Here is a 21,520-nt window from a genome sequence, read left to right as displayed (position 1 = left end):
GCATTAGGGAAAAACAGGCCCGTTCTATATTTTTGCAAAATAAATGTTTAACCATATAATTACTTAATCGTCAAAAAAGCATGGGAAAAGTAGTATTATCAATGGTCGCGGGCGCACTGGTGCTGGCATCATGCGTGAGCAACCCCGAAGGAAAGCGAGCGGAAACATCAGACAATGTGGAAGCCGCGACATTATCGCAAGCGGGCAATGACCTTGCTGTGGATACCGAACAGTCTTCGGTACACTGGACCGGCCGGAAGGTGAGCGGTCAGCACCACGGTGATGTCCAGATCAAGTCAGGCACGCTGACAGTGGAAGAGGGCAAGCTGGTGGGCGGCAATTTCGTCATCGACCTAACCACCATTACCAACCACGATCTGGATGGCGAATACAAAGGAAAATTGGAAGGCCACTTGAAGTCTGCGGACTTCTTCGATGTGGATAACCACCCGGAGGCTAGTTTCGAGATCACGAATGTGCAAGACGGAGCAGCCGCAGGTACCGTTGCCATTTCGGGCAATCTGACCATCCGCGGTGTCACCAAGAACATCACCTTTGATGCGCAGGTGCAAGAAGCAACGGATACCGCTGTGAAGGCGACGGCCGATTTCAATATTGCCCGCGAAGACTGGGGCGTAAACTACGCTGGCCAGGCCGATGACCTCATCAGCAAAGAAATCAATTTTAAAGTGACGCTCGTAGCTGGTGCATAAGCAGTAGCTGATACGGCTGCGTTAGAAAGTCCGCCTCGTTTAAAAGAACGAGGCGGATTTTTTTATCCCGAAATGGCATTGATGATATCGTATTGGGTGATGATGGCTATTTTGCCATATTCATCTTCTACCAGCACCGCTTGGTTATCCTTGTGGATGAGGGACGATATCTTGTCGATGGAAGTACGCAGGTCGACAAAAGGAAACGGCGGTGTGCATATTTCCATAACGTCGGCCGACTTCAACGCTGGATTTTCCAACAGCGCATGGAGGATGTCCGATTCGGTCACCTTGCCGATGATCATTCCCTGCTGGGTGACGGGTATCTGCGAGATGTTGAGTGCCTTCATGCTGTTGAATGTTTCAATGACCGATTGCTCCACATCGGCCATGATGAGCGGCACGTCGCCCCGTTTCCTCAGGATGGTCTGGGCCGTCAGTTTTTCGTCTTCGAGGAATCCCCGTTCGCGGAGCCAATCCTCGTTGTACATCTTGCCCATGTAGCGCGAGCCATGGTCGTGCAGGATAACCACCACCACCGAGTCGTCGTGAAGCCGTTCGCCGAGCTGGAGCAGGCCGGCTACGGCTGCCCCCGCTGAATTGCCGGCGAAGATGCCTTCGGCGCGCGCCAACTCCCTTGTCATCAGTGCCGCATCTTTGTCGGTTACTTTCTCGAAGTGGTCGATGACGTCGAAATCTACATTTTTAGGAAGGAAGTCTTCGCCGATGCCCTCGGTAATATAGGGGTATATTTCATTCTTGTCGAAGATGCCGGTCTCTTTGTATTTTTTGAATACCGATCCGTACGAATCAATGCCCCATACGATGACGTCGGGGTTCTGCTCCTTGAGGTATCTGCCAGCCCCACTGATGGTGCCGCCGGTGCCTACGCCGGCAACCAGGTGGGTGATTTTCCCTTCGGTCTGTTCCCATATTTCCGGGCCCGTCTGTTCATAGTGGGCCTGCGTATTGGAGAGGTTGTCATACTGATTGGCTTTCCATGAACGGGGAATCTCGCGTTCCAGTCGGCTGGAAACCGAGTAATAGGAGCGGGGGTCTTCCGGATCCACATTGGTGGGGCATACGATGACTTCAGCACCGAATGCGCGCAAAGCATCGATCTTTTCCTTCGATTGCTTGTCCGTTGTCGTGAAAATACAGCGGTAACCCTTTATCACGGCGGCCATGGCCAGCCCCATACCGGTGTTGCCGGAGGTGCCCTCGATAATGGTGCCTCCCGGTTTAAGCAGTCCGGCCGCCTCTGCGTCTTCGATCATCTTCACCGCCATACGGTCTTTGATGGAGTTGCCAGGATTGGTGGTTTCTATTTTTGCCAATATCGTCCCTTTCAGCTGGTTAGTGATCCTATTCAACTTAACGATTGGCGTATTTCCGATCGTTTCCAATATGTTGTCATGCCACATGGTCGTGAGGTTTTGAGCGGTTAGAATTGCAGGTGTTTTACCGTTAGTCCGTTGTTGATCAGCTGTCGGAGCGATTCGATACCGATCGTGAGGTGGGTTTCCACAAATTCGGCGGTCACGCTCGAGTCACTTTCCACCGTTTTCACCCCTTCGGGGATCATTGGTTGGTCCGATACGAGCAACAATGCACCTGTAGGAATCTTGTTGGCAAAGCCAACGGAAAAAATCGTTGCCGTTTCCATGTCCACGAGCATGGCACGGATGCTTTTCAGGTATTTCTTGAAATCTTTGTCGTGCTCCCATACCCGTCTGTTGGTGGTATAGACGGTGCCCGTCCAGTAATCGAGGGAGTGGTCGCGTATGGTCGTGGAAATAGCCTTTTGCAAAGCAAAGGCCGGTAGCGCAGGCACCTCGGGCGGAAAATAGTCGTTGGACGTGCCCTCACCCCGGATGGCAGCGATGGGCAGCACGAGGTCGCCGATCTTGTTTTTCTTTTTCAGTCCGCCCGCCTTGCCCAGAAAAAGTACCGCCTTGGGCGATATCGCAGACAACAGGTCCATGATGGTGGCCGCCATGGGGCTCCCCATCCCGAAATTAATGATGGTGATCCCCCCGGCCGTCACGCTTTGCATCGGCTTATCCAGCCCCAGGATGGGCGCATTGCCGTGCATCTCCGAAAAGAGCTTTACGTAGTTGGAAAAGTTAGTGAGCAGGATGTAGTCGCCGAATTCGCCCAATGGCCGGTTGGTATACCGGGGTAGCCAGTTGTTTACAATGTCTTCCTTGGTTTTCAAGCCCGGTTTGATGGGTGTCTGTGCGGGTATGTCTTTCTTTTTTGCCATGGCCATAAAATGAAAATCCCCCCGTTTTCGGCGGGGGGAGAAACGTTACGCTGCTTTCAGCTTCTTTAAATCGGATTTCTCGAATTTATGCTTGGCATATTCGAGCGATATATACAGGGTTTTCTGTTCACCCTTATCAGACGGGATTTCAAACATGGCATCCAGCATGATGGCCTCGCAAATGGATCGGAGCCCCCGCGCCCCGAGCTTAAATTCATTCGCTTTATCCACGATGAACTGGAAAACATCGTCATCGAACTTAAGTTCCACATCCTCATATTCAAACAATTTCCGGTATTGCTTGATCAGCGCATTCTTCGGCTCGGTAAGGATGTTCAGCAGCGTTTCTCTATCGAGCGGATTGAGGTAGGTAAGTACCGGCAGTCGGCCGATCAGTTCTGGAATAAGACCGAAGCTTTTCAAATCCTGCGGTGTAATGTATTTGTACAGGTTGTTCACATCGATTTCTGCCTCATCCTGGTTTACCTTATACCCGATGGTCTGCGTGCGCAGGCGGTTGGCTATCTTTTTCTGTATGCCATCAAATGCGCCACCGCACATGAAGAGGATATTGTTGGTGTTCACGGCTATCATCTTCTGGTCGGGGTGTTTACGTCCACCCTGGGGTGGTACGTTTACAATGGTTCCCTCTAGGATTTTCAATAACGCTTGCTGTACACCCTCACCAGACACGTCGCGTGTGATGGAAGGGTTGTCGCTTTTGCGGGCTATCTTATCGATTTCGTCAATGTAGATGATTCCGCGCTCGGCAGCGGTAACGTCGTAATCCGCAGCCTGCAGCAGCCTCGTGAGTATGCTTTCCACGTCTTCGCCCACGTAGCCCGCCTCCGTCAATACGGTAGCGTCACAGATACAGAATGGAACGTTCAGGATCTTTGCGACTGTTTTGGCAAGCAACGTCTTTCCCGTGCCCGTTTCGCCCACGAGGATGATGTTCGATTTTTCCAATTCGATTTCGTCCTTGTCCGCTTTCTGGTTCAGGCGTTTATAGTGATTGTACACCGCTACAGCCATCACTTTCTTGGCATCGTCCTGGCCGATAACGTACTGGTCGAGATGCTCCTTGATTTCGATGGGGCGTATGAGTTTCAGTGTGGTTTGGAGGGCCTTGCTCTTGCGGAGGTTCATCTCCTCGGTCAATATCTCACCAGCTTGGGCAATGCAGCGGTCACAGATATGCGCACCGTCGCCCGCAATGAGCATCAGCGCGTCCTGCTTCCGGATGCCACAGAATGAGCAAGTAACTTCCTTTGTGTTTTTCGCCATGGTTATTTTCCCTTTTTGGACGCCAGCACTTCATCCACCATGCCGTGTTCTTTGGCTTCTTCAGCAATCATCCAATAGTCGCGGTCCGACGATTTTTCGACCCATTCGTAGCTTTTGCCCGAATGGTGTGCGATGATATCGTATAGTTCTTTCTTTATTTTCAGCATTTCGCGGAGGTTGATCTCCATATCGGCAGCCACCCCCTGTGCGCCGCCCGAAGGCTGGTGTATCATCACCCGCGAATGGGTTAGTGCGGCCCGTTTCCCCTTGGCACCGGCACACAGCAGTACGGCAGCCATCGATGCCGCCATGCCCGTACAGATGGTGGCCACATCGGGCGTAATGTATTGCATGGTGTCATAGATGCCCAATCCGGCATAAACACTGCCTCCGGGGGAGTTGATGTAAATCTGGATGTCGCGTTGTGCATCGGCTGATTGTAGGAACAGGAGCTGTGCCTGGATGATATTGGCCACTTGGTCGCCTACGGGGTCGCCCATAAAAATGATGCGGTCCATCATCAGCCGCGAAAAGACATCCATCTGCGCAACGTTCATCTGCCGTTCCTCGATGATGTAGGGGGTGAGGGATGTCGGCATTTTCCGCTCCACGCGGCCGATGAATCCATCTACATGGTGACTACCAATGCGGTGGTGCTTGATGGCATATTTCCTGAATTCGTTTTTATCAATACTCATGGTTTCTGTTCTATTTTATCTTGCTAATATAGGTGATTTCGTCCAATTATTAAATACCTGCGCGGTATTTGTGGTTGAACAAACATCGCGCCATCGGGCGGCAGGGATCGTAGCCTGCCAAAATGCCGCGCTTGTCTACTGCCAGCCTGTCGGTTTACCTTGGTGGATGCGGGAGCGCATCACTGCCCGTAGTTGGGTAGGTCCGCGAGAAATTCGAAACGGGCTTCGTCGAAATGGATGCGGCAATAGTGGTGCTGCATCCCATTACTTACCAAGAGGAGCGGCACGCGGTGAACCATGTTGTACCGAGCAATCTGCTCGAACGTGGCCTGGGTGATTTTGACGGAAGGGGCCTTGAACTCTGCCAGCAGCACCTTGTTTCCCTGCGTGTCGTAGACCATCAGATCGCTCCGCCGGGGCATGCCGTTGAGCGTTAACCCGCCTTCTATCTTGATAAGCGACCGGGGGTACCGTTTTCCGTGGATGAGGTGGTGTATCCAATGCTGACGCACCCACTCTTCGGGTGTCAGCACAAGTTGTTTCTTCCTCAATTCATCAAATATGAGTAGCTTCGTGCCATCCTGCTGGATGTGGGCCGCATACGCAGGCAGATTGAGGGGTATGGGGGTGAACATCTTGCAAAAGTAGGGTATAAATGTGGTTAGTAAATAAATGGATACCAATAAAATCATTTCCGATATAAAGGGCAAGAAGCTCCTGCCCGTATACCTGCTCCATGGCGAAGAGTCGTATGGTATCGATTTGGTGAGCGACTGTATAGAGACAACGGTGTTGGATGATGCGCAGAAAGGCTTCGACCAAACGGTGCTCTACGGCAAAGACACCGATTTCACCACGATTGTGGGTGCAGCTAAACGCTATCCGATGATGAGCGATTACCAAGTCATCATCGTGAAGGAAGCGCAAAACCTGAAATGGAAGGAAGACGAATTACTGTTGGCTTACCTTGAGAATCCGATGAAGAGCACGGTGCTCGTAATCGCCTATAAATATGGTAAATTCGATAAGCGACGGAAAATCTATAAAGTGGCGGAGAAAGCCGGTGCCGTACTGGAATCGCCGAAGCTGTACGACGACAAGGTGGCTCCTTGGATAACGAATTATGTGAAGGACCGTGGCTGGGGTATCCACCCGCAGGCGGCAGCCATGATGGCGGAGTACCTGGGCACCGATTTGTCCAAGGTGGTCAATGAGCTCGATAAGCTGATGCTCAATGTGCCCAAAGAGCAGGAAATATCGGTTCAGGACATTGAGCGAAATATTGGCATCAGCAAAGATTTCAACGTTTTTGAGCTCACCACTGCGTTGGCAAAAAAGGACGCGGTCAAGGCTTTCCGTATCGTAGACTATTTCGGTGCCAACCCGCGCAGTAATCCCATGCCGGTAGTGTTGGGGGCTATTGGGGGTTATTTCACCAAGGTGTTGAAGTACCATTACCTTACCGACCGGTCGCCCCAGGCAGTCGCCCGCGAGCTGGGTGTGCATCCGTTTTTCACGCGGGAGTACGACATTGCTGCCCGCAGTTTCAATAGGCGCAAAACGTTCGATATCATGGCCCACCTACGTGAATATGACCTGAAGTCAAAGGGATTGAATGCGGTGAACCTGGAACAGGGCGATTTACTGAAAGAATTGATATATAAAATACTTTATTAGCGAAACACGATGAATAAATACACATTGGTAACCGTACTCGTCTTGGTCTGTACATGTTTTTCTACCCACGCCCAACGCCGGGGCACGTATACGCTTTTGCAAGCGGGTGGGATTTTCGGTGTAGCCACCTCGGCCGATCAATCCGTGATGCATGGCTATCAATTCCAGTTTGCATTTGGACGTAATTTTTACGACCGGATGTATCTCGGTTTGGGCGTTGGCAACGATGTGTACCGCGGATCGGCGACCTTGGGCGATGGTAGCCGGTCTACGCGCCGTGTAAATACGTTGCCGATCTACGCCGATTTCAGGGTGCCGGTAGCCGAGGTATCCGCGTTGGGCGCATTCGGTGTGCTGGCCAATGCGGGCTATGCGCCCAGTATCGGTGCCGACTTCTTTAGGGGTTTCACGGCGCGGGCAGGCATCACGTACGGCCACATGTTAATAGGTGGCTCGGATTTGTTGTTTAGTACCGGTTACGGCTTCCAGCAGTTTGATTCACGCTTTGCTGGCAATAGCTTTTACCAGCACAGTGTCTTTCTTACCGTGGGGTTGTTTGTGCACTGAAACGACGGGTTTATGCGTACATCGCTTCCCGTTGTTCTTTCACCGACTCACTGTTGATGTAATCGTCGTAGCTCATCAGTTTATCGATGATGCCGTTCGGTGTCAGTTCGATAATGCGGTTGGCCACGGTCTGTGTCAGCTCATGGTCGCGCGAGGTAAACAGGATGCTACCCCGGAAATCGACCATGCCGTTGTTCAACGCCGTGATCGATTCGAGGTCGAGGTGGTTCGTCGGCTCGTCGAACAGCAACATGTTGGCCTGTTGGAGCATCATCCGCGAAAACATGCAACGCATTTTTTCGCCGCCCGATAGTACCGAGCATTTCTTGAGCACCTCTTCACCCGAGAACAGCATCTTGCCCAGGAAGCCGCGGATGAACTGCTCGTCTTGGCCAGGCTGTCCATATTCCCGCAACCAGTCGATGAGGTTTTCTGATTTGCCTTCGAAATAGTCGCTGTTATCCATCGGAATGTCGGCAATGCTGATGGTGACGCCCCATTTGAAATTACCGGTATGGTCTTTATCTCGCCCCGTCAACACGTCATAGAAGGCAGAGGTGGCCAAGCTGTTCTGCGAAAGGATAGCGATTTTGTCGCCCTTGCTGACCATGAAATTCACGTTGTTGAACAGCAGCTCACCATTCAGCGTTTTGCCCAGTTTCTCTACCTGCAAAATCTGGTCGCCGGCTTCGCGTGCCATTGTGTTGAACATGATGGCCGGGTATTTCCGGTTCGAAGGTTTAATCTCTTCCAGGTTGATTTTTTCGAGTGCTTTCTTCCGGCTGGTGGCCTGTTTGGATTTGGAGGCGTTGGCACTGAACCGACGGATAAATTCCTGAAGTTCCTTGACCTTGTCTTCCATTTTCTTATTCTGGTCGGCACGCTGTTTCAACGCCAGCTGGCTCGATTCGTACCAGAAGGAGTAGTTGCCGGTATAAATGGTCATCTTGCCGAAGTCGATATCGACCACATGGGTACATACCGAGTCGAGGAAGTGCCGGTCGTGCGATACGACCAAGACGATGGCCTCATAGCTGGCTAGGAAATCCTCCAGCCAAGCGATGGTATGGATGTCGAGGTCGTTGGTAGGTTCGTCTAGCAGCAGGATATCGGGACTGCCGAAAAGCGCCTGCGCGAGGAGCACGCGGACCTTTTGGTTACCGTCCAGTTCCTTTACCAATTTATAATGGAGCGCCTCATCGATGCCGAGGTTGCTCAGCAGCGTGGCGGCGTCGCTTTCGGCATTCCATCCATCCATTTCAGCGAATCTAGCCTCCAGCTCGCCTGCCCGTTCACCGTCGGCATCCGAAAAATCTTCCTTGGCATAAATAGCATCCTTCTCTTTCATGATGTCATACAGCTCCTGGTGGCCCATCATTACCGTTTCGATAACGGGGTACTCGTCAAACGCGTAGTGGTCCTGCTTGAGTACCGCCATCCGCTCGCCCGGCGTGAAACTTACCGAGCCGGTCGTTGGGTCCACATCGCCCGAGATGATTTTGAGGAACGTGGATTTACCGGCACCGTTGGCACCGATGATGCCGTAGCAGTTGCCCGGGGTGAATTTAAGGTTGACATCTTCAAACAAAACCCGCTTGCCATAGCGGAGTGAAAGGTTGGATACATTAATCATGGGCGCAAAGGTACGGTTTAAACCCAGAATATTCATTAGCACTTCTATTGCGTGCTGAAACTGCTTCAAATTCAGTCGCTTCGCTGATGTTTTCGGCCTCACATAGCGCTGCTATGCCTCAGCCTCCAAACAGCCTGACTTTATTGCAGTTACAGCCCTCATCACGAAAGCTAATGAATAATCTGGGTTAAAAAGCGAAATTGCGAGGCGGGCCCAACAGCATGGATCGCTTACCGGGCGATGAGCTTCGTTTCCAGTACGGTGTTCTCGAAATCGTATACCGGATATCGGCTCTCTATCAGTTGGATGAGCATTTCCATGGCTACGCGGCCCATTTCAAACGCCGGTTGGCGAACGCAGGTAAAGCCAGGCTGGAAAAGATCCAGCACATCCGAGTTGGAAAAACCCGCTATGGCAGGGTGGGTTTCCTTGGGTGCCAGCTTGTTGTATGCGCTTAGGCAACCCATGCTCAGCCGGTCGCTCGCCACAAAGATGGCATCCGGCTGTTCGTCCAGGTTTAGGAAATATCGCACGGCATCCTCCACTTCCTGTTGTACGCGCCCCCCGTGGTGGCAGTAGCGGATAAGTGACTCGTCGAGGTGTATCCCGCTGCTTTCCAAAACCTCCTGGTATCCCTCCATCCGTTCTGCGGTAATAGAAAGGTGCGGCGCATTGGCCAGGTGGGCGATTTTTCTGAAACCACGGCCAACGAGCGACTGCGTAGCGTTCGCCGCGCCCGCCCGGTTATTGGAAGTAACCGTATGGGTTTCAAAAGCATCGATAATGCGGTCAAAAAACACAATGGGCAGCCCCTGCTCGTGCAATTTTACGATGTGGGAGAAATCCTTCGTTTCGGCCGACATCGAAATCAGTAGGCCATCCACCGCGCGGTTGGCCAAATGCTGGATGTTTACCACCTCGCGTTCGTACGCGTCGTGGCTCTGCGAGATGATGACGTGGTACCCCTTGCCGTAGGCCACCGATTCGATGCCGTCTATCGCTTGGGAGAAGAAGCTGTTGGCTACCTCGCATACCACCACACCGATGGAGTAGCTGCGCCCGTGGCGTAGGCTGGAGGCGATGGGGTTGCGGCGGTAATTGTGCTGCTCGGCGTAGTCCAGTACGCGTTTCTTGGTTTCCTCGTTGATTTCGTAGCTATCGCTCAATGCGCGCGACACGGTGGACGGCGAAAGGTCCAATGCCTGCGCAATATCCTTGATGGTGATGGGCTTAAACACGGTTCGTATCTCGTTTATACAAACTTAGCTAAAGTTGGGGGGATATGCAAACCACGAACTCGCCTTTGAGCGTATGTGTGTTGAAATGATCCTTGAGTTCTGCCAGGGTGCCGCGCACGGTTTCTTCATATACCTTGCTGATTTCGCGCGAGATGGAAGCCGGACGCTCCGTTCCAAATACCGCGATGAATTCGTCGAGTGTTTTGAGCAGCCGGTGGGGCGACTCGTAAAAAATCAGTGTGCGGGTTTCCGCGGCGAGGGATTTCAATCGCGTTTGCCGTCCTTTCTTTACCGGGAGGAACCCTTCGAAGCAGAACCGGTCGCAAGGAAGGCCCGAGGCCACCAATGCGGGTACAAAGGCCGTGGCGCCCGGCAGGCATTGTACCGCGATGCCGTGTTTGATGGCTTCCCGAACCAGCAGGAACCCGGGGTCGGAAATCGCCGGTGTGCCTGCGTCGGATATCAAGGCCACGGTTTTGCCTTCTTCAAGAAAGCGTATGATTTCTGCCACGGCTTTGTGCTCGTTATGCTGATGGTGGGCAAAGACTTTCCCGGCGATGCCGAAATGCTTAAGGAGGGGGGCGCTCGTGCGCGTATCCTCGGCAAGGATGAAATCCGCTTCTTTAAGGATGCGGACGGCACGCAGGGTCATATCTTCAAGGTTGCCGATGGGAGTGGGGACGAGGTAAAGCATTTTTATTATTTTTGCGACACAAAATAAAGAAATATATGTTGCAAGTTAATTATATCCGCGAAAACAGAGACGAAGTGGTTGAGCGGTTGGCCATCCGGAATTTTCAGGCGCTTGAACTGGTAGATGAGGTAATAGCGCTGGATGAGCGCCGCAGGCAGGTACAGACCGAAGCCGATGCCCTTGCCGCATCGGCGAATGCCGCGGCACGCCAAATCGGCGAACTGATGCGCCAGGGAAAACGTGACGAAGCCGAGGTGGCGAAAGCGCAATCGGGTGGATATAAGGACCAACAGAAGAAATTCGCCGATGAGCTGGCGGCCGTTGAAGCCGATTTATACGAGAAGCTGGTGTTGCTGCCCAACCTGCCGCACCAGTCGGTGCCCAAAGGCATAGGTGCCGAAGACAACGAGGTGGTACTGGAGCATGGCGTACCGCCGGCACTCCCGGCGGGAGCGTTGCCCCATTGGGAACTCGCCGCCAAATACGACATCATAGACTTCGAGCTTGGCACCAAAATAACCGGGGCGGGTTTTCCCGTATATAAAGGTAAAGGAGCACGGTTGCAACGCGCCATGATCAACTTCTTTTTGGACCAGGCAGAAAAAGCCGGCTATAAGGAAGTGCAGCCGCCCATATTGATCAACGAAGCTTCCGGTTTCGGAACGGGGCAGCTTCCCGATAAGGAAGGGCAGATGTACCATGTGGGTGTCGATGACCTCTATCTCATCCCCACGGCGGAGGTGCCCGTTACCAACCTGTACCGCGATACCATTGTGAAAGAAAGCGATTTCCCCATTAAGCATACAGCTTATACCCCGTGTTTTCGCCGGGAAGCCGGATCATACGGTGCGCATGTGCGCGGCTTGAACCGCCTGCATCAGTTCGACAAGGTGGAAGTGGTGCAGCTGGTGCATCCTGACAAGTCCTACGCCGTGCTGGAAGAAATGAGCGCTTATGTGCAGTCGCTGTTGCAAGCCCTGCAACTGCCTTACCGGGTGCTTCGGCTTTGCGGCGGCGATATGAGCTTCACCTCGGCGCTTACTTATGACATGGAAGTATGGAGTGCCGCCCAGCAACGCTGGCTAGAAGTTTCGTCCGTGTCTAATTTCGAGACATACCAAGCCAACCGGCTCAAAGTGCGTTTCAAAGGAGAAGGCGGCAAAACACAGTTGGCCCATACTCTCAATGGTAGTGCCCTGGCGTTGCCGCGAATCGTGGCGTCCATTTTGGAAAATTACCAGACAGATAAAGGCATAAAAATCCCCGACGCATTGGTGCCATACACCGGTTTCGAATGGGTGGATTAGGTTAGTTCGAATCCATACCGTTTACCCGACGCCTCCACTTCTTCAATAAAAGAAGGCAGGTTGTCCAGCTTATCTTTGTCTTTCGTGGTCACCCTGATGTTGATGGTGATGCCCTGGGGTAAGTCGACCGGCTGTTCGTCATGGGGGTAGGTGCGGCCGATTTTTTCGTAGGCGATGGCGGTGAAATCTAATCCCGATGCCTCTTTGAGGCGTTGAAGGAAATCAAGATCGAATTTCTTACGTACGTCGATTTGGCTGATAGCCTGTCGGGATACATTCATCTTGCGGGCCACCATGGAACTCTTGATGCCTTTTTCTTTCATCGTCTCCTTGATGATTTCACCCAACGTCTTTTTTATCATGATTTCTCAGCATTTACTAGCACTCATAAGACGCGTGGTACATCCGAAATGTTGCATGTAAATTTTATTTTAACATAATTTTGTTTTTGTCAATTAAAAATTTACATTTGTCTCAAGCAATGCTATGAAGAGCTGATTTCTGCCGGCTTTTTTCAAGAAACTAACTCGAAAAGACAGCTGCCTGGTAATGTGATAGCCAGGGGGGTTAAATATATCACAGGAAAAGACAAACAAAGCACACGGGAGTACAATTTTTAACGCAAACTTTTACAAACACAAAAGCAGATTTATTAAGAACGTTTACTAGCACACAAGACATTTACTAGCTAAAAAATGGCGGTATCAAAGAGTCTCTTGATATCGCGAACTAGCTATCAGGCCGATAGGCAATCCATACCTGTTTAAGATGGTCGTATAGTTTTTACTGCAATTCGCGGTGAGTTTTACTTTGTCTCTTGACAATCGTGTATCGGCCTGCATTGAAAAAATCCGGGTTTCCGGAAGGTAGTCTATTAATTAATTTAACCAAATTCAAAAACACATGAAACAAAAGTTACTTGGTTTTTTCGTGTTGGGGATATTGCTGATCGGATCAGCGTATGCCCAAGAAAAAAGGATCAGTGGTAAGGTGATTTCTTCGGAGGACTCAAGTCCGCTACCGGGCGTAACCGTTACCGCAGTAGGATCGCAGGCTGTTACACAAACGAACTTGCAAGGAGATTATACGCTTGTTGTACCTGCGTCTGCTACCCAATTGCAATTTACGTTTATAGGTTTTGAGACACAGGTTGTTGCTTTGGGATCTGGCGCAATCATCAATGTAACATTAAGTCCCGGGGCGGCAACGCTCGAGGAGGTTGTGGTTACCGGCGCCTATGGTACGCAACAGACAGCGCGTTCCATTTCTTATAGCGCACAAGTATTACAAGGTGATGACGTGAATGTGACCCGCCAACCGAATGTCAACAATGCCTTGGCGGGTAAAGTCGCTGGTTTGCAAGTACGGAGTCAATCGGCTGCCGCATTGGGGAGGGAAACTGCTGTGCGTCTCCGTGGGGCCTCTGGTTTTGGGGGCGGTCAAGGAGCTATTTATGTTGTCGACGGAACTATCCTTCCGAATTCTGATGACCTCAATCTGGATGATATTGCCAGCATTTCCGTATTGCAAGGCCCAGCGGCATCTGCCCAGTTTGGATCGCAGGGAGCTAATGGAGCAATTGTAATAACGCTTAAACGGGGAAGAAAGTCGTCCGGTATGGGAATCGTCATGAATTTGGGCGCTCAATTTGAGAATCCTTATATCATGCCGAATTACCAGAATTCCTATGCAGGAGGTGGGGCCAGTTCACTCATAAAGTATACCTGGCAACCTGGTCAACCGGAAGAATGGAAAGCGCTTGATGGAAAGTTTTATCATGACTATAATGACGATGCGAGCTGGGGCCCACGAATGGTAGGTCAAGAGTATATTCCTTGGTACGCTTGGTATGGCGGGCACAGCCGGTCCTTCCAAACAGCTAAATTGACGCCACAGCCGGATAATGCACGTGACTTCTATGAGACGGGGGTATTGCTGAATAACAGTATTTCATTTAGCACCGCCACTGATAATGTAAATCTTAAACTGACTTACGGCAATCAAAGTATCAATGGTTTGATTCCTACATCCAAGCTCGGTAGGAATAACATTAACATGATTCTCGATTATGATATTAATAAGTATTTAACATTGTCAACCAATGTTAATTACATCAATCAGCGGCTTTACGGAGAGATAGACGACGACTACTCAAACCAATCGACCGGTGCCTTTAGTCAATGGTTCCATCGAAATCTCGATATGGGTATTTTGAAGGAGCTCCGCGGATTGACCACCCCCGATGGTATTTACGCGAGTTGGAATAAAACCGCGCCCACGTCATACAATCCAGCCAATGAACGTAATTTCTATGCCGGGAACTATTGGTATAATCCCTACGTGTATTACGATTTGATTGATATGATCAATCAACGTGATCGGTTGTTTGGCCATCTTAGTCTGACATACCATATCATGGAAGGGCTCAACGTTTCTGCGACCTACCGTAAGCAGCAAAACACCACTTTCTGGGAAGACAAATACAGCAGCCGATTGAATGAGAGTGGATTGCAGACCCAAGGTAACAACGCGCAGGCGCGGGGGTATTATGGTACCGGCACTTCGTACTCGAACAGACAGAACCTAGAGTTTCTGGCTAACTATAGTAAAACGATTAATGATTTTTCCATCGAAGGACACCTTGGAAGCGACTTCTTCCATTGGGTCAGTAAATCGAATTCGGCAAATACCAACCAAGGACTCAACGTTCCGGATTTATTTACCATTGCCAACTCGGTTAATGATGCCACGATTTCGAACGGGAGAACCGAAGAGCGTTATAATGCCATATTTGGTTCGGGGGTATTCGGGTACCAGAATATGGTGTTCGTGAATTTCAGCTTGCGTAATGACTGGTTTTCAACATTACCGGCAGATAACAACAGTGTGTTGTCTAAATCGGTGGGCGGATCGTTTATATTCAGTGATTTGCTTCCGACCTCTTCTTGGTTTGGTTACGGAAAGCTACGTGCCGGTTGGGGGGAAATTCCCAAAGCACTCGGTGTCCGGTCAACGGAGTTCGGAGCATACCGCTATCCAGGTTTTGCGTATGGCGTTGGGCAGTTTAAATGGGGTAGCAACTTCCTGATGGGTACTCCGGATCAATTGGTGGATCCGAATATACGGGGGTCGGTTGTTAGCCAAATGGATGTTGGTTTAGACCTAGGTTTCTTCCGGGGTAGTCGGGGCCGCGATCGTTTAGGCTTATCATTTACCTATTGGGATGGTAGCGAAATTGACTTCCCTCAATCGTTAAGCTTAAACGGGGCAAGTGGGTTTACGTCCATTCTTACAAATATCGGTAAGGTCACGAAAAAAGGTATCGATTTACAGCTATCAGCAATACCTGTTGCCACATCAAATTTCGAATGGAATATCGGAGCAACTTACTCTAGGTTGGTAGAAAATGACGTGGTGGAAATCAGCAAAGAGTATGAGGTCGACCGCATTGATGTTGGCGGACCTTGGGGTACGGTGATGCCATATATGGTGCATAAAGAGGGAGAGCGTTGGGGACAGCTTTATGGGAATGGTATTTTGCGCAATGACGACGGGATTCCAATCCTTTCGAGCTCAGGTTTCTATCAAAACGACCCGAATGTTTTCTTTGGTAGTGTGCTCCCATTGGTTACCGGGGGTATACAGAATGGCTTTGTCTTCTTTAAAGATTTTGATCTGGCCGTAAATATTGACTATCAGTTTGGTGGTAAGTTCGCTTCCCTGTCCAACATGTGGGGCTCCTATAGCGGCTTGACTGCGAGAACCGCAGTCTTAAATGACAAAGGGAACCCAGTACGTGATGCGGTAGCCGATGGCGGTGGTGTTCGCGTGGATGGGGTCGATGAAGATAACAATTCGGTCTTCTTCTATGTGGAGGCCCAAGATTACTATCATAATATGTTTAATAATCGGACCTTTGATGATTTTATCTACGATTTGACATTTGTAAAACTGCGCGAAATATCGTTGGGTTATCAAGTACCCGTAAGCCGGCTGAATTTGGGTGATTATGTAAAAGGGGCCTATGTGTCAGTGGTGGCAAGAAACCCTTGGTTGCTATATGCCAAGACGAAAGATTTCGACCCATCTGAAGTGAGTGCCGTTTATGGTGAACGAGGCCAATTACCGGGCACTCGTGGCATAGGGTTTAATATCAGGTTAACGTTTTAATAAACTGAAAGGCTAGAAAGATGAAAAAGAACTATATATTATATCCCGTTATCGCCGCTTTCTTGGCAACGGCTGCGGGATGTGAAAAATTAAGCGATTTCGGAGACACGAATGTCAATCCCGGAGCTACAAACGATCCGATCATCGGTGCATTGTTGACCAATGTGGGAGCAGGCTTGGGAGGATATGCGAGCCAAACCCGTGGCGGATTGTATGCGCAATATTTTTCTGAAACACAGTATACCGACGTTTCGCTTTATGCATTGCCGCAATTGGCTTTCGCGGGCGAATATACGGGCATACTCTACGATTTGCAGAATATCATCAACACCGAGCAAAGCAACAACATGAGTGCGATTGCGAAGATATTGAAGCAGTATATTTTTTGGTCGGTAACTGATCGTTGGGGCGATGTGCCATACAGCGAAGCATTGCAAGGGGTAACCCCCAAGTACGATACCCAAGAAGAGATTTACAAAGGTATGATACAAGCGCTTAGCGAAGCGGTGAATGAATTTGACGGAAGCCTGATTACCGGTGATGTCATTAATGATGGAGATATCGCTGGGTGGAAACGTTTTGCAAACTCGTTGCGGATGATGATGGCCCTGCAGCTTTCAAAGCGTTACCCCAATGCCGGCGATTATGCGGCGAGCCAATTCACTGCGGCTTTGAATGATCCAGCAGGTTACATCAGTGATAATTCCCAAAATATCAAGATAGTGTATCCGGGGGGGAATTTCCGGAGCAATTGGTGGAACCTATATAATGGTCGTAAGGATTTCGCCGAAAGCAAAACGCTGACGGATTTGATGGGATCGTTGGGAGATGGCAGGCAGGCGGCGTTTGGCGGTGCGTCTGAAGTAGAAAGTGACCCTAACGCATTGGAAACCTCGAATGTCGGCGTACCATACGGCCTTGCGCGCGCATCGGCCGAAGCCTTTACGGCAGCGAATCCCACTTGGGCACGTATCTTACGGGGCGATAAACGAGAGGAAAATGGCGAGGTAATCATTTTGAGCGCCGGCCAAGTAGCCTTAGCGCGTGCGGAAGCTGCCGATTACGGGTGGACGTCGGAAGATTTGACAACAGTGTATCGTACCGGAATTGAACTCTCGTTCGAACAGTGGGGTATCGCTGCACCTTCGGCTTCATATTTTACGCAGAGCGGTGTGAATTTGACTGCGGCAGCCGGATCCGGAGCCAACTTACAGAAAATAGCAACCCAACGCTATATCGCACATTATCCCGATGGTCAGCAGGGTTGGAATATTTGGCGTAAAACGGGCTATCCGGCATTGCAGCCCGCTCCTGACGCAACGAATGCCTCGGGCGAAATCGTACGACGTTACGTATATGCTACCAGCGAGTATTCTACGAACGAGACTGGTGTCAAGGAAGCGGTCGAACGTCTGCAGGGTGGAGATAGTCAGGATTCCCGTATTTGGTGGGATCAATAATCTATAAACGATTTGTTAAAAGCGAATATTATGAAAACAATATATGGTTATTTAATCGGGTTCTTTGCGGCGACGCTTCTCTTAGCGGGCTGCGTTAAGGACTCATTTGATGGAGAGCCGATGGGTGACGCGGGGACTACGTTCGTTTCTTTTTCGGAAGCACCTGAACGTATTATCTATTTGAGTCCGTTTACTGATGTGCGTAATGTCGGCATTTTCACTATTACTAAATTTGCCAATTCCAATGCGAGTTTGAATAATCCATTGCAAGTGTCAATCAAAGCTGCCCCTGAGGTTATCGATGACTATAACGAAGAACACGAAGCGGACTATGAGTTTCTTCCCGAAGATATATTTACCGTCGTCAATCCTGCTTTTTCTGCAACGGCGGATGGATTTAATATTGAATTTAAGTCGGGAGATTTTGCTCAGGAATATACCATTGCATTGGATGGCAGCAAGTTTGATTTAACAAAGAAATATGCTGTTGCATATATTCTGACAAATAGTGGTGGACTTCCGGCAAACGCGGGAAAGGACACGATTTTTGCCATAGTCAGTGTGAAGAATGACTATGATGGGATTTATAAGTATACCACTTCTGCAAACACTTCGGTTATCCCTAATCAAGAAACAGAAGTTGAGTTACAGACAACAGGCCCAAATTCCGTCCAAGTTTATCCTGGTTTATTAGGTGCTTATAGTAACGAAGTGTTCTATACGATTGATCCTGAAACATTTGCGGTTACGGTAAGCTGTCCGTCTTTGGGTGTCCAAGAACCGCAGGATGCTCGTAGCGTCTGGAATCCGGATACCAAGACGCTTAAGGTATATTGGAATAACGCAAGTGGAGCTTATACTTTTGAAGAGACCTACGAATACATAGGGCCAAGACCTTAATTTTAAACTAAGCGGTTTCCTGGAATTGTTCCGCTTCTTTTTCATGTGTTTGTGAAACCAAAACAATTCTATCGCTAAAAAAGGGGCTCCCAGCCCCTTTTTTTATGCCATCAACTCCATCCGCACCAGGTACTGGTCGTGCCCGTCTTCATACAGAATCTGCACCACCCAGCCCATCGGCCGCGCGACGCTGATCAGGGTGTCCTGGTCGATGAATAACCAATCGAAAGATGCGCTGCGTTTACCTTTATAGGCATATTGGTATCGGATTTCACCATAATAGCCCGCGGGCTTATCCACGGTGCCGTCGGCATAGAGGTAAGCGATATCCGACGAGTCGAAAAGGAGCTGGCCGCCCGGGTTCAGTAACGTTTTGCAATGATTGAGTAGCGACGTCAGTCCATCGAGGGTGCCGGCCACGCCGATGCCATTCATCAAAAAAAGGAGTGTATCATACTGACCGCCCGAGTACTCGAAAATGTCAGCTGTTATTACCTGTTTTACGCCCCGTCCGCGCATCACCGTACCGGCCAACGGCGAACGTTCCAATGCGGTAACATCCATCCCGCGTTTTTGCAGGAACAGGGCATGGCTCCCCGCGCCGGCGCCGACATCGAGCACACGCCCGTCGCATAGCGACAAAGCGATGTGCTCCAGTTCGGGAAAATCAACGGGCGACCGGAAAAATTCGGCCACAGGCATCTCTTCCACGCCACCGAAGCTCGTGTGTGTGAGCAGCTGGTCGCCGCGATGTCCTTGTAAGTAGTCATGAAGGGCGTGGCCCAGCACATCAGGTGGCATAGCTTGTTAAGGAATGTCAAGGATTTGTTTGGCCAAGGCAATCATCTTTCCGTCACCCGTATGCTTGCCGGGTTCATCGGAAAGTTTGATGACGGGTGTCCAGTGGCCGTCCGTTGGATATGCTTCCGTCATTTTAATCACGATATTCATCGGTGGTAAGCCCACATCGTTGGTGAAATTGGTTCCGATGCCGAACGAAATGCCGATGCGGCCACGGCAGTATCCGGCAATACGGGTCACCTTCTCGGTATCCAGTCCGTCCGAGAAGATGATGGTTTTCGAGCGCGGGTCAATACCGTGGTGCTCGTAGTGTGCAATGGTTTTGTCGGCAAAAACCAGCGGATCTCCGCTGTCGTGCCGTACACCGTCGAATAATTTGGAGAGCTTCTTGTCGAACTGCGTAAAGAACACATCGGTCGTGTACGTATCGGACAAGGCAATGCCGAGATCGCCACGGTACACCTCAGACCAATGCTCCAAACCCAGTAGGTTGGCCATCTTGAATCCGTATTTGGCGGCATGGAACATGAACCATTCGTGCGCATGTGTGCCGATGGGCCTCGTTTGGTTACGCATGGCCATATGGACATTGCTGGTGCCGATAAAGGTGCCTTCACCCGCCGCACGGAGCGCCTGTACCACCAGCCGGTGCACCGTGTAGGAGTGCCGGCGGCGGGTGCCAAATTCAGCGATGGTAACCCCCAACTGCCCATACTGCTCGATTTTCTGCGTGGCGGTTGCGATTACCTGCTCGTCCGGTTGCCGTATCTGGCCGGTAAGTTGATAATAAAGCTCGCATATCAACGACATAATGGGCACTTCCCACAGGATAGTCCGGTACCAGTACCCCTCGATGGCCACTGTGAGTTCGCCGTCCTGTTGTTCAACACGCACTTCCGTTGGGTCGTATCGATAACCCTGCAGGAAGTCGAAATACGTGGGGTCGATGTATGGACAGGTGGTAGCGAAATAACTCTTCTCGCGGTCGGTAAGCTGTAGTTTTGCCAACGCTGCGATGGCATCCTGCAATGCCGGAGCGAAACCGGGGGGGAACACATGCTTACCACGGTTGATGAACTGGTACTTCGCCCGCGCCTTCGGGAAAAGTTTCATCACCGCATGTTGCATGGTGAACTTATAGAAATCGTTATCCAGTATGGAGACAATCATTTTTAGGCGCTTTGCATATTGCCGTTTGCTTTTTTGCTATTTGCAATCGGTGGCAATCCGCTCAATCTGCGGTATCTGTGTTCTAATTGTCAACTATCACCTATTTAACCGCTTGCAACCATGCCTCTGCCATCAATTGTGAGCCTGCCAACGTCGTATGCACGCCATCGCCCGTCCAATAGGAGGCCGGTGTTTTTTTGGAGGCTTCATCAAATACCCGCTGATAGGGGATGAATACGGCACGGTACTCATCGGCTATTTCGCGGGCCGCGGCGCGGTATTCGTCAAATGCCGGGAACCAGTCGTTGGTAACCGCTTTCACATTATTGACGGCAAAGGGTTCGCCGATGATGAGTTTCACATGGGGAAGTGCTTTCATCGTGCGGTCGAGCAGCTTCCGGTAGTCGTCGCGGTACACCTGGATCGTGCCGTCATAGTTGCCCGACAGCGTGTGCCAGTAGTCGTTCACCCCGATCAGTATACTCAGGATGTTGGGTTTCAGCGAAACGCAATCTTCCTCCCAGCGGGCAGCTAACTGGTGTACCTTATTCCCGCTGATCCCCTTGTTGTAAACGAGAGGCTGTTTTGTCGCATGTGTGTGCAACAGGTTGGCTGCCGCCAATAAGGCATAACCGTGGCCCAGCGCACCGCTGTTGTTGGGCGAGTCGCTTTTCTTATCCCTGCCAGCATCCGTTATCGAGTCGCCCTGAAACAGGATGACATCGTTTTCCGTTATCCGGATTTTCGGTGCGGCTGTGGCCGGTGCAATGGCCGCTTTTACGATTTCGGGGAGGCTGACCGCCAGCGCTGCACCCGCCAATGAGGTTCCTAAAAATTTTCTTCTACCGTTATCCATGGTTATTCTTTGGTTCTGACAGTTTCAAAGGTAGGTATAAAAACGGAAAAAATAACCCGTCTCGTTTTCAGCGAGACGGGCTA

19 protein-coding genes are annotated in these 21,520 nt (G+C 50.6%); 7 read left to right on the top strand and 12 right to left on the bottom strand.

Going from position 1 to position 21,520, the window contains the following annotated elements; translation table 11 throughout:
- Nucleotides 1-80: 80 nt before the first annotated feature.
- On the top strand, nt 81-713 hold the full coding sequence (locus tag ACEVG1_RS05455) for a YceI family protein (RefSeq protein WP_374742566.1): 633 nt from the start codon (nt 81-83) through the stop codon (nt 711-713).
- A 62-nt stretch (nt 714-775) separates the two neighbouring features.
- Here ACEVG1_RS05455 and ACEVG1_RS05450 read toward each other — a convergent pair whose 3' ends face one another.
- From ACEVG1_RS05450 to ACEVG1_RS05430, 5 genes are all read right to left on the bottom strand, one after another.
- Nucleotides 776-2,137, bottom strand: a complete 1,362-nt coding sequence (locus tag ACEVG1_RS05450) for a pyridoxal-phosphate dependent enzyme (RefSeq protein WP_374742565.1) — start codon at nt 2,135-2,137, stop codon at nt 776-778.
- A gap of 20 nt (nt 2,138-2,157) precedes the next feature.
- The gene (locus ACEVG1_RS05445; RefSeq protein ID WP_374742564.1) at nt 2,158-2,979 is read right to left on the bottom strand and encodes an AMP nucleosidase; all 822 of its coding nucleotides are present in this window, start codon (nt 2,977-2,979) and stop codon (nt 2,158-2,160) included.
- A 45-nt stretch (nt 2,980-3,024) separates the two neighbouring features.
- Nucleotides 3,025-4,266, bottom strand: a complete 1,242-nt coding sequence (clpX, locus tag ACEVG1_RS05440) for an ATP-dependent Clp protease ATP-binding subunit ClpX (protein WP_374742563.1) — start codon at nt 4,264-4,266, stop codon at nt 3,025-3,027.
- Between the two features lie 2 nt (nt 4,267-4,268).
- Nucleotides 4,269-4,964, bottom strand: a complete 696-nt coding sequence (locus ACEVG1_RS05435; RefSeq protein ID WP_374742562.1) for an ATP-dependent Clp protease proteolytic subunit — start codon at nt 4,962-4,964, stop codon at nt 4,269-4,271.
- 179 nt (nt 4,965-5,143) lie between these two features.
- Nucleotides 5,144-5,599: a type I restriction enzyme HsdR N-terminal domain-containing protein gene (locus ACEVG1_RS05430; protein ID WP_374742561.1), complete on the bottom strand. Its 456-nt coding sequence runs from the start codon at nt 5,597-5,599 to the stop codon at nt 5,144-5,146.
- A 37-nt stretch (nt 5,600-5,636) separates the two neighbouring features.
- Here ACEVG1_RS05430 and holA point away from each other — a divergent pair, with 37 nt between their 5' ends.
- Nucleotides 5,637-6,641: a DNA polymerase III subunit delta gene (gene holA, locus ACEVG1_RS05425; RefSeq protein WP_374742560.1), complete on the top strand. Its 1,005-nt coding sequence runs from the start codon at nt 5,637-5,639 to the stop codon at nt 6,639-6,641.
- A gap of 9 nt (nt 6,642-6,650) precedes the next feature.
- Nucleotides 6,651-7,208, top strand: a complete 558-nt coding sequence (locus ACEVG1_RS05420; protein WP_374742559.1) for a hypothetical protein — start codon at nt 6,651-6,653, stop codon at nt 7,206-7,208.
- Nucleotides 7,209-7,218: 10 nt separating this feature from the next.
- On the opposite strand, the gene ACEVG1_RS05415 is transcribed toward ACEVG1_RS05420, so the two are convergent.
- The 3 genes from ACEVG1_RS05415 to rsmI form a co-directional block, all read right to left on the bottom strand.
- Nucleotides 7,219-8,841: an ABC-F family ATP-binding cassette domain-containing protein gene (locus tag ACEVG1_RS05415; protein WP_374742558.1), complete on the bottom strand. Its 1,623-nt coding sequence runs from the start codon at nt 8,839-8,841 to the stop codon at nt 7,219-7,221.
- Nucleotides 8,842-9,071: 230 nt separating this feature from the next.
- Entirely contained in the window at nt 9,072-10,079 is a 1,008-nt protein-coding gene (locus tag ACEVG1_RS05410) for a LacI family DNA-binding transcriptional regulator (protein WP_374742557.1), read from the bottom strand.
- 28 nt (nt 10,080-10,107) lie between these two features.
- A complete protein-coding gene (rsmI, locus tag ACEVG1_RS05405; protein WP_374742556.1) occupies nt 10,108-10,773 on the bottom strand; it encodes a 16S rRNA (cytidine(1402)-2'-O)-methyltransferase in 666 nt (221 codons plus the stop codon).
- Between the two features lie 35 nt (nt 10,774-10,808).
- Between rsmI and serS the strand changes: the two genes are divergently transcribed.
- A complete protein-coding gene (serS, locus tag ACEVG1_RS05400; protein ID WP_374742555.1) occupies nt 10,809-12,080 on the top strand; it encodes a serine--tRNA ligase in 1,272 nt (423 codons plus the stop codon).
- Here serS and ACEVG1_RS05395 read toward each other — a convergent pair.
- Nucleotides 12,077-12,442 (bottom strand): hypothetical protein, encoded by a 366-nt coding sequence (locus tag ACEVG1_RS05395; protein WP_374742554.1) that lies wholly within the window; start codon nt 12,440-12,442, stop codon nt 12,077-12,079. The two genes, serS and ACEVG1_RS05395, sit on opposite strands and share 4 nt — an antisense overlap.
- Nucleotides 12,443-12,983: 541 nt before the next feature.
- On the opposite strand from ACEVG1_RS05395, the gene ACEVG1_RS05390 reads away from it, so the two are divergent.
- Genes ACEVG1_RS05390 through ACEVG1_RS05380 form a run of 3 tightly spaced genes read left to right on the top strand, consistent with a single transcriptional unit; the run spans nt 12,984 to nt 18,610 of the window.
- Nucleotides 12,984-16,250, top strand: a complete 3,267-nt coding sequence (locus ACEVG1_RS05390; protein WP_374742553.1) for a SusC/RagA family TonB-linked outer membrane protein — start codon at nt 12,984-12,986, stop codon at nt 16,248-16,250.
- Between the two features lie 20 nt (nt 16,251-16,270).
- Nucleotides 16,271-17,710, top strand: coding sequence for a SusD/RagB family nutrient-binding outer membrane lipoprotein (locus ACEVG1_RS05385; protein ID WP_374742552.1), 1,440 nt, complete (start codon nt 16,271-16,273; stop codon nt 17,708-17,710).
- Nucleotides 17,711-17,740: 30 nt separating this feature from the next.
- Nucleotides 17,741-18,610 carry a DUF1735 domain-containing protein gene (locus tag ACEVG1_RS05380; protein WP_374742551.1) on the top strand — a complete coding sequence of 290 codons (870 nt, stop codon included), beginning with the start codon at nt 17,741-17,743 and terminating at the stop codon, nt 18,608-18,610.
- 102 nt (nt 18,611-18,712) lie between these two features.
- On the opposite strand, the gene ACEVG1_RS05375 is transcribed toward ACEVG1_RS05380, so the two are convergent.
- From ACEVG1_RS05375 to ACEVG1_RS05365, 3 genes are all read right to left on the bottom strand, one after another.
- Nucleotides 18,713-19,411 carry a class I SAM-dependent methyltransferase gene (locus ACEVG1_RS05375; RefSeq protein WP_374742550.1) on the bottom strand — a complete coding sequence of 233 codons (699 nt, stop codon included), beginning with the start codon at nt 19,409-19,411 and terminating at the stop codon, nt 18,713-18,715.
- Between the two features lie 6 nt (nt 19,412-19,417).
- A complete protein-coding gene (gene pncB / locus ACEVG1_RS05370) occupies nt 19,418-20,581 on the bottom strand; it encodes a nicotinate phosphoribosyltransferase (RefSeq protein WP_374742548.1) in 1,164 nt (387 codons plus the stop codon).
- 100 nt (nt 20,582-20,681) lie between these two features.
- Nucleotides 20,682-21,437 carry an SGNH/GDSL hydrolase family protein gene (locus ACEVG1_RS05365; RefSeq protein WP_374742547.1) on the bottom strand — a complete coding sequence of 252 codons (756 nt, stop codon included), beginning with the start codon at nt 21,435-21,437 and terminating at the stop codon, nt 20,682-20,684.
- Nucleotides 21,438-21,520: the final 83 nt, after the last annotated feature.

It is taken from the genome of Parapedobacter sp. 2B3, assembly GCF_041925275.1.
GTDB classification, from domain to species: Bacteria; Bacteroidota; Bacteroidia; order Sphingobacteriales; family Sphingobacteriaceae; genus Parapedobacter; species Parapedobacter pyrenivorans_A.
The sequence above is the reverse complement of the archived record's forward strand: the minus strand, read 5'-3'. Positions and strand labels throughout refer to the sequence as shown.

Excerpts from the sequence above, each read along its gene's own strand:
- ACEVG1_RS05455 (WP_374742566.1), top strand. The coding sequence starts at position 81 with ATGGGAAAAGTAGTATTATCAATGGTCGCGGGCGCACTGGTGCTGGCA.
- ACEVG1_RS05390 (WP_374742553.1), top strand. The coding sequence starts at position 12,984 with ATGAAACAAAAGTTACTTGGTTTTTTCGTGTTGGGGATATTGCTGATC.
- serS (WP_374742555.1), top strand. The coding sequence starts at position 10,809 with ATGTTGCAAGTTAATTATATCCGCGAAAACAGAGACGAAGTGGTTGAG.
- clpX (WP_374742563.1), bottom strand. The coding sequence starts at position 4,266 with ATGGCGAAAAACACAAAGGAAGTTACTTGCTCATTCTGTGGCATCCGG.
- ACEVG1_RS05375 (WP_374742550.1), bottom strand. The coding sequence starts at position 19,411 with ATGCCACCTGATGTGCTGGGCCACGCCCTTCATGACTACTTACAAGGA.
- rsmI (WP_374742556.1), bottom strand. The coding sequence starts at position 10,773 with ATGCTTTACCTCGTCCCCACTCCCATCGGCAACCTTGAAGATATGACC.
- pncB (WP_374742548.1), bottom strand. The coding sequence starts at position 20,581 with ATGATTGTCTCCATACTGGATAACGATTTCTATAAGTTCACCATGCAA.
- ACEVG1_RS05445 (WP_374742564.1), bottom strand. The coding sequence starts at position 2,979 with ATGGCAAAAAAGAAAGACATACCCGCACAGACACCCATCAAACCGGGC.
- ACEVG1_RS05420 (WP_374742559.1), top strand. The coding sequence starts at position 6,651 with ATGAATAAATACACATTGGTAACCGTACTCGTCTTGGTCTGTACATGT.
- ACEVG1_RS05415 (WP_374742558.1), bottom strand. The coding sequence starts at position 8,841 with ATGATTAATGTATCCAACCTTTCACTCCGCTATGGCAAGCGGGTTTTG.
- holA (WP_374742560.1), top strand. The coding sequence starts at position 5,637 with ATGGATACCAATAAAATCATTTCCGATATAAAGGGCAAGAAGCTCCTG.
- ACEVG1_RS05430 (WP_374742561.1), bottom strand. The coding sequence starts at position 5,599 with ATGTTCACCCCCATACCCCTCAATCTGCCTGCGTATGCGGCCCACATC.
- ACEVG1_RS05435 (WP_374742562.1), bottom strand. The coding sequence starts at position 4,964 with ATGAGTATTGATAAAAACGAATTCAGGAAATATGCCATCAAGCACCAC.
- ACEVG1_RS05450 (WP_374742565.1), bottom strand. The coding sequence starts at position 2,137 with ATGTGGCATGACAACATATTGGAAACGATCGGAAATACGCCAATCGTT.
- ACEVG1_RS05365 (WP_374742547.1), bottom strand. The coding sequence starts at position 21,437 with ATGGATAACGGTAGAAGAAAATTTTTAGGAACCTCATTGGCGGGTGCA.
- ACEVG1_RS05395 (WP_374742554.1), bottom strand. The coding sequence starts at position 12,442 with ATGATAAAAAAGACGTTGGGTGAAATCATCAAGGAGACGATGAAAGAA.
- ACEVG1_RS05380 (WP_374742551.1), top strand. The coding sequence starts at position 17,741 with ATGAAAACAATATATGGTTATTTAATCGGGTTCTTTGCGGCGACGCTT.
- ACEVG1_RS05385 (WP_374742552.1), top strand. The coding sequence starts at position 16,271 with ATGAAAAAGAACTATATATTATATCCCGTTATCGCCGCTTTCTTGGCA.